We start from the raw sequence: 11,568 nt of genomic DNA, 5'->3' as shown, positions 1-11,568 counted from the left end.
CAGGGGATTCCTCACCGGAAGACGACCGTGCGGTTGCCGTTGACCATGACGCGGCTCTGACTGTGCCATTCCACCGCCCGCGCCAGGACCTGCGCCTCGACGTCGCGCCCCAGAGCGACCATGCTGTCGGGCCCCTGCGAGTGGTTCACGCGGATGACGTCCTGCTCGATGATGGGGCCCTCGTCGAGGTCCGGGGTGACGTAGTGGGCCGTCGCCCCGACGAGCTTGACGCCGCGCTCGTACGCCTGGACATAAGGGCGGGCGCCCTTGAAGCTCGGCAGGAACGAGTGGTGGATGTTGATCGCCCGGCCCTCGAGCTGCTTGCACAGGTCGTTCGACAGGATCTGCATGTAGCGGGCGAGGACCACCAGGTCGATGTCCAGCTCGTCGACGAGCTCCAGCAGCCGCGCCTCCGCCTCCGGCTTCGTCTCCCTGGTGACGGGCACGTGGTGGAAGGGGATCCCGTAGCTCTCGGCGAGCGGCTCGAAGTCGCGGTGGTTGGAGACGATCGCCGGCACCTCGATGTTCAGCGCGCCGGTGCGCCGGCGGAAGAGCAGGTCGTTCAGGCAGTGCCCGAACTTCGACACCATGATCAGCGTGCGCGTCGGCGTCGACGCCTCGTACAGCTGCCAGGAGATGCGGTACGCCTCCGCCACCTGCGCGAAGCCGGACTTCAGGTCCTCCAGCGATGTGCCGGGCTCCGATACGTCGAAGTGCACCCGCATGAAGAAGCGGTCCTGCAGCCGGTCGTCGAACTGCTGGCTCTCCTGGATGTTCCCGGAGTGCCGGACCAGGAAGCCGGTGACGGCGTGGACGAGGCCCGAGCAGTCGGGGCACGACAAGGTGAGGACGAACTCGCGGCCGGTTGTGGGTCGAAGAGACACGGAGCCCTCCCGGAGGGAAGTGCGTATTACGCAACGAGCTGACTGATACGCAACATGATCCTGGCTGCGGCGGTCCGCGGTCAAGGGCTTGACAGCGCTTCGGACGGACTGCACCGTGAGTTGCGTAGCAAGCAGCACGTTGCACATGAGGCAACCACTCGCCTGCCCCGAGGCGCTTCACTCCGAGGTGAACCATGACGACGACCGGCCTGCCGGAGAGCCTGATCGCGACCCTCCCCGGTGACCACTACACGGACCCGGAGATCTTCCGCCTGGAGCAGGAGCACATCTTTGAATCCATGTGGTTCTGCGCGGCACGCGCGTCGGAACTGTCGAAGCCGGGCGCCTTCCGGACCGTGGACGTGGGGCGGGAGAGCATCCTGCTGACCCGGTCGCGGGACGGCTCCGTCCGGGCCTTCTTCAACGTGTGCCGGCACCGGGGCGCGAGGCTGTGCACGCAGGAGTCCGGCGAGGTGAAGCGGGCCTTCCAGTGCCCGTACCACGCCTGGACGTACGGCCTCGACGGCAAGTTGGTCGCGGCCCCCAACCTGACCAGGATGCCGGACGTCGGCCGCACCGAGTACGGCCTGGCGAGCGTGGCGGTACGCGAGTGGCTCGGCTATGTGTGGGTGTGCCTGGCCGAGAACCCGCCCTCGTTCGAGCAGTCGGTGATCGCGGACGTGGTCGCCCGCCTGGGCGACGTGGAGTCCATCGAGCGGTACGACGTCGAGAGCCTGGAGGTCGGCCGGCGGATCGTCTACGACGTCAAGGCCAACTGGAAGCTCATCATCGAGAACTTCATGGAGTGCTACCACTGCGCGACGATCCACCCCGAGCTGACGGAGGTCCTCCCGGAGTTCGCCGACGGCTACGCGGCGCAGTTCTACGTGGGGCACGGCGCCGAGTTCGGCTCGGACGTCCAGGGCTTCACCGTGGACGGCTCACAGGGCCTGGACCGCATCCCCACTGTCTCCGAGGAACAGGACCGCCGGTACTACGCGATCACGGTGCGCCCGCAGGTGTTCATCAACCTGGTCCCCGACCACGTGATCTTCCACCGGATGTTCCCGGTGTCGGTCGACCGCACGATCGTGGAGTGCGACTGGCTGTACCTGAAGGGCGTGGTGGAGAGCGGCCGGGACGTGAGCCGGTCGGTCGAGCTGTTCGACCGCGTCAACCGGCAGGACTTCGACGCCTGTGAGCGCTGCCAGCCCGCGATGAGCTCCCGGCTGTACGCCAAGGGCGGCGTCCTGGTCCCCAGCGAGCACCACATCGGCGAGTTCCACGACTGGGTCCAGGTCGCGCTGTCGGAGTAGCCCGGCCTGGCAGCGACCGGTGACGCCCTCCCACCTTGGAAAGCAAGGTTTTCTATGGACCCTCGCTCGGCTGCCCCGCCGTGAGCGGCCCGTCGACCAGGACCGCGTCACGGTGGTCGGCGACGTAGTCCCGCACCACCGCCGCGAAGTCCGGATCGGGCCGGAGCCCGAGTGCCGCGGCCCGCGTGTGGTCGAAGACGGAAGGCCACGAACCCACGATGGCCTCGATATCAGGGTCGGGCGCGATCGTCACCAGGTCGGCGACGACGTCGCCCGCAAGCTGCCGCAGCGTGGCCAGCATCTCGGCGACCGAGACCGTGAGCCCCGGAAGGTTGACCGGCAGTCCGCCCTCCAACCGGCCCCTCCCGGTACCGCGCTCGGCCTCCGCGATGCGGAGGATCCCCTCGACCGTGCGCCGGGGCGACGCCAGGGCCACCCGCAGATCGGGACGCACGGGGCAGACCGCGAGCAGGCCCGCGAGCGGCTCGCGGATGATGCCGGACAGGAAGCCGGAGGCGGCCGCGTTCGGCTTGCCGGGCCGCACCGACACGGTCATCAGACGGGCCACGCGCCCGTCGAGGAAGCCCCGGCGGGTGTAGTCCGCGACGAGCTGCTCGCAGACGAGTTTCTGGCTGCCGTAGCTGGAGCGGGGCGTGGGCAGCGTCGACTCGCCGACCACCGGCGGGAGCGGCAGCGCCGGGTCGGAGCCGTAGACCGCCACACTGCTGGCGAACACCAGGCGCGGTGCGGGCCCGCCGGCGGCCGACTGCGCCCGGGCGGCTTCGAGCAGCGCGCGGGTGGTGTCCAGATTGGCACTCATGCCCAGGTCGAAGTCGGCCTCGCACTCGGCCGAGACGGCGGCGGCGAGGTGGATCAGCACGTCCACCCGTTCCGCGAACACGTCGTCGAGGCACTCGGCCAGATCACCCCGCACCGTCTCCACGAGCGGGTCGGTCGTCTCCGGGGCACCGGGCGGCACGATCCGGTCCGCGAGCACCAGCCGGTCGATCGGTGCGCCGCGGAAGGTCCGCGTCCTGAGCAGGGTGCCGGTGACCTGTCGTCCAAGGAAGCCGAAGCCGCCCGTGATGACGATCCTCATGCGGTGTCCCCTCGGTAGTCGTTCAACGGTAGTCCCTCAGCGAGCCGAGGCCTTCGCTCGTGCCGGCGAGGGGGACGTATTCGCAGCCGGTCCACCCGTCGAAACCCAGGTCGTCGACGACACGGAGCAGGTGACTCACATCGAGTTCGCCCCGGTCGGGCTCGTGCCGGTCGGGCACACCCGCGATCTGCAGATGACCGACCCGGCCGGTCGGCAGGTCGCGGCGGAGGGTGGTGAGGTCGCCTGATCCCGCGTTCTCCGGACTCCCACGCTCCGGGAGGGGCGTACCGAGGCCGTGGTCGTCGAGCCGGCGGCGCAGTTCCTCGGCGTCGTACGCGTAGGGGAAGAGGTATTCGACGGCGGTGAAGCCGTCCGCCGAGGCCGCGGCGAAGCGGTCGCGGAAGTCGTGCTCGGGGTACAGGGGTACATCAGGGACAGGTTCGCTGCGAACCTCGGCATGCCGGCTCCAGGACCTAATCAGCGGTACGGAGAGCGGCGGACGGTCAGGACGGCGACGTCGTCGTGCTGGTTGACGTCGCCGGCGAAGGCGCGGGCGTCCTCGTACAGGGCCCGGGGCAGTTCGGTGGGGGAGAGGGCGAGGTGTTCCGTCAGCCGTTCGTCGACCGGGTAGAACGTGCCCTCCGTGGCCCGGGTTTCGGTGAGGCCGTCGGTGGTCAGCAACAGGGTGGACCCGGCCGGGAAGTCGAACCAGCCCACGGTCGTCGGTTCGGAGGCCAGCTCGGCGAGACCGAGCGGCACACCGGACTCCAGCGGCGGTACCGTGACGACGCCATCGTGCATCAGGCGGGGCGGGATGTGCCCGCAGTTGACGATCTGCGCCTCGGCGTGGGCGTCGACGGAGACGACGAGCGCGGTGACGAACCGCTCGTCGTCGCCGTTCTGTTCGGCGTAGGAGTTGTGCCGGACGACCGAGGCGTCCAGCGTGTCGACGAGCGCGGTGAGCGTGAGTTCCCGGTGGGCCGCCTCGCGGAAGGCGCCGATCACGGCGAACGCGGCCCCCACGGCGGCCAGCCCCTTGCCCTGCACGTCACCGATCAGCACCCGGGTCCCGAAGGGCGAGGCGACGACCTCGTAGATGTCGCCGCCGACAAGCCGGTCCTCCTGTAGGGGCTCGTAGACGCCGTTGACCAGGACGTCGTCGGTGACCAGGGGCAGGGGGCGCAGGATGTGCCGCTGCATGGCGGCGGCGGTGGAGCGCAGGCGGAGCATCTCGTGCTCGCGCCTGATGCGGCGCTGGCAGGCGTAGACGGAGGTCACTCCCAGGGCGAGGGTCAGCAGGACCAGCAGGGCGCGGTCGAGCGACCGGCCCACGTCACTGCCGCGCAGCAGCACGGTGAGGGTGACGATGACCGTGGTCCAGGCGGCGACGAACCTCGTCTGCGCGGCGGTGCACAGCGCCGACGCCGTACCCGGGAGGAAGACCAGCAGGCCGAGGAGCCACACCGCGGACCCCGACAGGGCGCCCAGGATCTCCACCAGGGCCGTCACCGCGACCACGCCGGCGGCCAGCTCCAGGTTGCCCGGAGGCTCGATCGCCTCGAGGGCGTCCGACGGCCTTCTCCGGCGGGTGTCGATCATGGGAACTCCCGGGCAGCTCGTGATCTCTCCCGTACGTTAAGCAGGCCCGGCGCTCGCGGGCGGGCGCCCCGCCGCGCTCTTGTCCGCCCGGGTGGCGCTTCCCTTACTGGTTTTCCCGGTCGTCCCGGTCGCCTCCGTCGCCCTGGTCGAGCAGCAGACGGACGAAGTCGTTGACCGGTCCGATGATGTCGAGGTCCTGGTCCAGGACCCACTGTAACTGGAGGCCGTTGAGCACGGCGTGGAAGAGAGCCGCGGCGCCCGCCGGGCTGCCCCCTCGCGCAGCCGGCCGCGGGCCGCCTTGTCGAGGAATCCCTCGGCGAACTGTGTGCGCCCGCGTTCGTAACGCTCGACGAAGTAGGCGTGGGCCGGGTGATCCGTGCGGGAGGCCGCCGCGGCGAGTTCGATCCACAGGCGCATCAGCTCGGGCGCCTTCTGGTGGTGGCGGATGAGCTCGTCGAGGTAGGGACGCGAGCTGGTCGACGCTGTCGACCTGTGCGGCGCCGTGCTGCCACTCCTCGGAGTCCCGCTCGGCGAGCACTTCGGCGAGGATCTCGTCCTTGTTGCGGAAATGATGGAGGAGTCCGGCGTGGGTGATGCCGGCCCGTTCCGCGATGTCCCGCTGGGAGGCCTTGGCGTAGCCGTTCTCGGCTTGCGCTCACGCGGAGATTGCGAGAGATGGGGCGAAAACGTAACTTGAACGCCTGTTCGTCGAGCTGCGTGTTTGAGAGGTGTCCCGGTGGGGCGACGCGAGAAGCCGGTCGACCCCGACGCCGGTCCGATACAGCGGCTTGCGCACGATCTGCGGGTGCTTCGGGAGAAGGCCGGCAAGCCCCCGTACCGGGAGATCGCCCAGCGGGCCGGCTACTCGATCACAGCGGTGTCCCAGGCGGCGGCCGGTGAGCAGCTGCCGTCCCTGGCGGTGGTGCGCGCCTACGCCGAGGCGCTGAACGGCGATCCGGACGAGTGGGAGCGGCGATGGCGGGCGACGGACGCCGAGGTCCGTGGGCCCGCGCCGGACGAGAGGCCGCCGTACCGGGGGCTGGCCCGCTTCGAGCCGGACGACAGCGATCTGTTCTTCGGGCGGGAGGCGCTCGTCACCGACCTGATGGGGCTGGTGCGCGAGCACCGGTTCGCGGCGGTGTTCGGGGCGTCCGGCAGCGGTAAGTCGTCGTTGCTGCGGGCGGGACTGATTCTGCGGTTGCGGCAGGCGGCGGGGGCGGAGCGGCCGGCGGTGATCCGGGTGCTCACACCGGGGGAGCGGCCCGCGCGCACGCACGAGCAGGCGCTCGTCGCGCGCGACGGCGACGCGGAGACCTGGGTGATCGTCGACCAGTTCGAGGAACTGTTCACCCTGTGCCACGACCGCGCGGAACGCGACCGGTTCCTCGCTCTGCTGCTGGCGGCCTCGCGGCCGGAGAGCCGGCTGCGCGTGGTGGTCGCGGTCCGCGGCGACTTCTACGGTCACTGCGCCGACCACCGTGAACTGGCCGAGGCCGTCTGCCGGGCGAACCTGCTGGTCGGGCCGCTGGGCCGGGACGAACTGCGCGAGGTGATCACCGGGCCGGCCGCCTGTGCCGGCCTGACCGTGGAACGTGCTCTCACCGCTCGGATCATCGACGAAGTCGTCGACCAGCCGGGCGCGCTGCCGATGCTCTCGCACGCCCTGCTGGAGACCTGGCGGCGCCGTCGCGGCCGGATGCTGACCGTGGCGGCGTACGAGGAGACGGGCGGCGTACGCGGCGCGATCGCCGCCACTGCCGAGGAGGTGTACGGCGGACTGTCGGCGGCGCAGGGGCGTATTGCCCGGCGGATTCTGCTGCGGTTGATCGCGCCGGGCGACGGCACGGCCGACACTCGCCGTCCGGCATCCCGGACCGAACTCGGCAGCGGTGCGCGGGACGTGCTGGAGCGCCTCGCCGGCGCCCGTCTGGTCACCCTGGACGGCGACACGGTGGAGCTCGCGCACGAGGCGCTGATCACCGGGTGGCCGCGCCTGGCCGGCTGGATCGAGGAGGGCCGCGACCGCCTGCGCGCGCAACGCCGGCTCGGGGAGGCGGCGCGCGGCTGGGAGGAACTGGAACGTGACCCCGGCGCGCTGTACCGGGGGACGCGGCTGTCCCGGGCGGAGGAACTGTTCGCGCGGCAGCGGGACGGCGACGTCACGGGGCTGGTTCGGCGGGGCGGTGGTCCGGCGTGGGCGGTTCGGTGGGGCGGTGGGGTCACTGGGCTGGTGCGGCGGGGTGGTGGTCCTAGTGGTCGTTTCTGGTCGGTTCGGCGGGGCCGTGGGCTCACTGGGCTCGTTCAGCCGGACGGTGGTTCCACCTGGCCGGTTCAGGGGGACGGCGGCCACACTCGGCTGGCTGGTCCCGACGGCGGCTCCACTCGGCTGGACCGGCCGGGCGACGGTTGCGCCCGATCGGTTCGGCCGTACGGCGACCATCCGCGGTCGGCTGAGTCGGACGACGGCCCCGCCCGGCCGGTCCAGCCGGACGGCAACATCACCCGGCGGGGTCAGACAGACGGCGACCACCCCCGGCCGACCGAATCGGACGGTGACCACATCCGGTCGGCCAACTCGGACGGCGACCACCCCCGGCCGACCGAATCGGACGGTGACCACATCCGGTCGGCCAACTCGGACGGCGACCACCCCCGGCTGGCCAAGTCGCACGGCGACCACACCCGGCTCACTGAGCCGGAGGACGACCACGCCCGACCCACTGAGCCGAAGGACGACCACGCCCGACCGGCCGAGCCCGACGACGACCTCACCCCCCTGGAACGCGCCTTCCTCGCCGCTTCGCTCGCCGCCCGGGATGCCGAGAGGGAGGGCGAGAGCCGTGCCGCTCGGCGGACGCGGTTCCTGGTCGTCGGCTTGGCCGTGGGCCTCGTGCTGACGCTCGCCGCCGGCCTGGTCGCCTGGCAGCGTGACCGGGTGAGTGAGGAAGAGGCCGCCAAGGCCACCGCCCGCCGCCTGGCCACCGTGGCCGACAGCCTCCGGTCCACCGATCCGCGCACGGCCGCCCTGCTCGGGGCCGCCGCGTGGCGGACGGCCCCGCTCACCGAGTCCCGCTCGGCGCTGCTCGGTGCTCTGGCGCAACCGGAACGCGACGCCTTCACCGACCCCCGGGTCGGCAGAGACGTCCGGCGCTTCCTCACCGACGGCGGCCGGACCCTGCTCAGCGTCGACGACGGCACGGTGACCGTCCGGAACGTCGCCGACCACACGGTCACCGCCACCCACCACCTGCCGAGCGGTACGGAAGTGGCCGCTGCCGGTCCCGACTCCCGCTTCCTCGACGTCATGGGGCCGGACGGGGACGAGAAACTGTGGAGCCTTCCCCGGGGCAGGCCCGCCGCCGATCTGGGCGATGGGTCGCTGCAGGGCAGCGCGGACGACGGGAGCGCGTACCTCACCGGTTCCCTGGACGGGCCGGGCACGGTCCGGCTGCACCGGGCGAACGACGGCAGGGTTGTTTTCAGCACCGGCATTCCGCGCCCCCTCTCCTCGGGGGCCGTCGGCGCCGGCGGACGCCTGCTCGCCCTCTGCCCAGCCGACGGGCCGCTCCAGATGTGGGACGCAGCCGGCGGAAAGCGACTGCCGGGGGACTGGGAGAAGGCCGACAAGACCCTGTGCGGGACCGGCACCGGCGCGGACGGCGGCTCGCGCCTGCTGCGGTTCAGCCAGGACGGCAAGCGGCTGGCCGCCGTCTACGGCACGACAGCCGTGGTGTGGGACGTTGTCAGTGGCCGCACACTCGACGACTTCACCAGTGGTGGTGACGCCGGCTTCACGCAGGCGGCTCTCTCTCACGACGGGGAGTTCCTGGCCACGGCGGACGACCATGAGCTGGCCGTATGGCGGCTGGCCACCGGCGGCACCCAGGTCTTCCACCGGCCGCTGTCCGGTGCGGACATGAGGGGACTGACCTGGGACGCGGGCAGCCGTCGCCTCCTGCGCTACCTCGACGGCGCCACGGTCCACACCCTCGACCTGACCGACCGTCTCGCCCCGCGGTGGCAGAGCACGCCGGCCGACGGGAGCCTGCTCAGCCCGGACGGTGCCGCTCTGGCCACCGTCACCCGGTCCGGTGGCCGCTACGGCTTCGAGCTGCGTTCCACACGCACCGGCACCGTCCGTGCCCACGCCACGCTCGGCCCGCTGTCGAACCTGTCCGACGAGGAAACCCCGCTCTTGGCGTTCAGCCCGGACGGCCGTGCGCTGGCCGTCGCCGACACCGTGTCGTCGCACGGATCGCTGCGGCTGCGCTTCACGGTGTGGGACGTGGCTGGGCACCGGGTGCGTACGGTCCTCGACACCTCCGGCGCGGCGGACCGCCCGGCCACCGCCCTCGCCCTGGGGCCCGGCGGCCGCACGCTGCTGGCCGTCCGCGACGCCGCCGGCAGCTCCGCGACGGAGGTCTGGGACACCCGGACCCATCGGCGGTCGCGGGCCATGCCCGGTCCGTCCGCCGCGGCGCTGGCGCTACGGCCGGACGGACGTCTGCTCGTGGGCTCCGACGACCAGTACGCCGATCCGGTGTCCGGGAAGGTCACCGGGCGGGCGCTCGCCGACGGCCGCGAGGTCACCGCGCTGGCCTTCAGCCCCGACGGCTCCCGGCTCGCCGTCGGCGACACCACCGGGCACGTCACGCTCTGGGACGGCGGCCTCCGGCACCGCGCGGGTGCGCTGACCGGCACCTCCGACACGGTCTTTGAGGGCGAGCCGGAGGCGGTAAAGGCGCTCGCCTTCTCGTCCGACGGCAGCACCCTGGCCGTGGGCGGCGCCAACGGGACCCTGCGGCTGTGGGACACCGAGGGCCGGCAGCTCCTCGGGTCGGACCTGCCCACACCCGGCGACGAGATCCGGTCCCTCGCCTTCGCCGAGGACGGCGGCACGGTGTACGCGAGCGGCCCGTACGTGCCGCTCCAGCGTTTCCCCGTCGCCCCGGACCAGGCCGTCCGCACCATCTGCGCCCGTACCGGTGGCGGCCTGACCGAAGCGCAGTGGCGCACCTACGTCCCTGACGCGCCGTACGAGCCCGTCTGTGGGGATTGATTTTTTTCACACGCCCTTCCGGGTCGCTGAAAAACGCCTCTGACCTGCACGCTCCATGACCAGAACGACCGCGGCGTCCCGTCGGCGGTGCCGCGAATCCCCTCAGTCAGGTTCTGGTCTCACTCATGCGCATTCACCCCTCGGCCCCCTCCCTTCTGCTGCTCGGCGCCCTCTCCTTCACGGCGGCCTGCTCGTCCGGACCCGGCGGTCCGTCCGGGTCCGCGGGCGCTGCCTCCGCGCAGCCCGGCCCCGCCCCCGGCCCCTCACCCGTGCGCAGCGTCGACCCGTCGAAGATCAAGGGCCTGGAGATCGTCAGCGACAGCAGCGAGAACAAGTCCTGCCCCTTCGCGACGAGCTATCCCGACGTGCCCGGCGCCGACGCGATGACGGCGGCGATGAAGACGTACGTGGAGCGGCGCCTGGCCGGCTTCCGCTCGGACTCGGCGATCTGCCAGGACGGCACGGGCGGCGCGGAGAGCGGCGAGCTCAACATCAGTCACCAGTTCCTGGTCGCCTCCGGCGACGTCCTCGGCGTCCGGCTCAGCACCCAGGACCCCAGCAGCGCCGGGTCCGGGCAGTCGGCGACGACGTACTGGTACGACGGCAAGGCGGGCGCGTACCGAACGGCCCCCGGACTCGTCGCCTACGGATCCCGGGACGCCTTCCTCAGCGCTTTGAAGGACCGGCTCAAGGGACGCGAAGGCGTGGACGCCGCATCCCTGGACGACACGTTCTCCGACCCGGCCTCCCGCGCCGCCGTCCTGGACGACATGGCGTTCACCGCAGACGGCGGACTGCGGATGGCCTTCGACCGCGGCGACGTGGCCGTGCCGCCCGCCGGTGCCGTCACGGTGACTCTCCCCGAGGAGACGGTCACCCCCTGGCTGTCCGCGTTCGGGAAGCGTGCCCAGCAGCAGACGGTGACGCCCAGCCGGTCGCTCGACCTGGGCGCGACGCACGTCCCCACGCAGCCCGTCCCCACCCACGCCGCTCCCGGTGACGACGACACCGACTGCAAGAAGGTCCGGTGCATCGCGCTGACCTTCGACGACGGACCGGCAGCGCCGGAGACCGCGACCCTGGTGACCTACCTGGCGCGGTACAAGGCGCGCGCCACCTTCTTCACCGTCGGCCAGAACGTCGCCGCCCACCCCGGCCTGGTCCGCGCCGCCGTCCGCGCCGGGAACGAGATCGGCAACCACTCCTGGAACCACCCCGACCTCACCAAGCTCGCCCGCGGGCAGGTCGTCTCCCAGCTCAACCGCACCAGCGCCGCCATCGAAGCCGCCACCGGCAAGGCCCCCACCCTCTTCCGCCCGCCGTACGGTGCCGTCGACCACCGCGTCCGGGCCGCCACCCGCCTCTCCCCGGTGCTGTGGGACGTGGACACCGAGGACTGGAAGTACCGCGACGCCGACAAGGTCGCGCGGACCGTCATCGACAAGGTGCGGCGCAACGACGTCGTCCTGATGCACGACATCCACCCCACGTCGGTCGCCGCGGTCCCGCAGATCCTGCGCACCCTGACCGCCCGCGGTTACCACTTCGTGACCGTCAGCCATCTGCGCGCCACCCTCTGACGGTGCCACTTCGCCTGGACGGCCTCGCATT

8 protein-coding genes and 1 pseudogene are annotated in these 11,568 nt (G+C 71.8%); 3 read left to right on the top strand and 6 right to left on the bottom strand.

All coding sequences use genetic code 11. From position 1 onward, the window contains the following. Positions 1–11: 11 nt before the first annotated feature. The gene (gene purU, locus ACIBL4_RS00860; RefSeq protein WP_399405106.1) at positions 12–884 is read right to left on the bottom strand and encodes a formyltetrahydrofolate deformylase; all 873 of its coding nucleotides are present in this window, start codon (positions 882–884) and stop codon (positions 12–14) included. Positions 885–1,078: 194 nt separating this feature from the next. Here purU and ACIBL4_RS00855 point away from each other — a divergent pair, with 194 nt between their 5' ends. Beyond that, positions 1,079–2,200 (top strand): aromatic ring-hydroxylating dioxygenase subunit alpha, encoded by a 1,122-nt coding sequence (locus tag ACIBL4_RS00855; RefSeq protein WP_399405104.1) that lies wholly within the window; start codon positions 1,079–1,081, stop codon positions 2,198–2,200. 52 nt (positions 2,201–2,252) lie between these two features. On the opposite strand, the gene denD is transcribed toward ACIBL4_RS00855, so the two are convergent. The 5 genes and pseudogenes from denD to ACIBL4_RS00830 form a co-directional block, all read right to left on the bottom strand. Next, complete coding sequence (gene denD / locus ACIBL4_RS00850) at positions 2,253–3,299, bottom strand: D-erythronate dehydrogenase (RefSeq protein WP_399405102.1); 1,047 nt, start codon at positions 3,297–3,299, stop codon at positions 2,253–2,255. Positions 3,300–3,321: 22 nt separating this feature from the next. Beyond that, entirely contained in the window at positions 3,322–3,477 is a 156-nt protein-coding gene (locus ACIBL4_RS00845) for a hypothetical protein (protein WP_399405100.1), read from the bottom strand. 299 nt (positions 3,478–3,776) lie between these two features. After that, complete coding sequence (locus tag ACIBL4_RS00840; protein ID WP_399405098.1) at positions 3,777–4,898, bottom strand: PP2C family protein-serine/threonine phosphatase; 1,122 nt, start codon at positions 4,896–4,898, stop codon at positions 3,777–3,779. A gap of 103 nt (positions 4,899–5,001) precedes the next feature. Further along, entirely contained in the window at positions 5,002–5,133 is a 132-nt protein-coding gene (locus tag ACIBL4_RS00835; RefSeq protein WP_399405096.1) for a hypothetical protein, read from the bottom strand. A gap of 312 nt (positions 5,134–5,445) precedes the next feature. Then, a pseudogene (locus ACIBL4_RS00830) lies at positions 5,446–5,535 on the bottom strand (TetR family transcriptional regulator); the annotation flags it as partial. A gap of 99 nt (positions 5,536–5,634) precedes the next feature. On the opposite strand from ACIBL4_RS00830, the gene ACIBL4_RS00825 reads away from it, so the two are divergent. Together ACIBL4_RS00825 and ACIBL4_RS00820 are read left to right on the top strand one after the other, a co-directional pair. Continuing rightward, entirely contained in the window at positions 5,635–9,957 is a 4,323-nt protein-coding gene (locus tag ACIBL4_RS00825) for a helix-turn-helix domain-containing protein (RefSeq protein ID WP_399405094.1), read from the top strand. A gap of 125 nt (positions 9,958–10,082) precedes the next feature. After that, on the top strand, positions 10,083–11,537 hold the full coding sequence (locus tag ACIBL4_RS00820) for a polysaccharide deacetylase family protein (RefSeq protein WP_399405092.1): 1,455 nt from the start codon (positions 10,083–10,085) through the stop codon (positions 11,535–11,537). Positions 11,538–11,568: the final 31 nt, after the last annotated feature.

Source organism: Streptomyces sp. NPDC050416 (assembly GCF_044458845.1).
Lineage (GTDB): Bacteria > Actinomycetota > Actinomycetes > Streptomycetales > Streptomycetaceae > Streptomyces.
The sequence above is the reverse complement of the archived record's forward strand: the minus strand, read 5'-3'. Positions and strand labels throughout refer to the sequence as shown.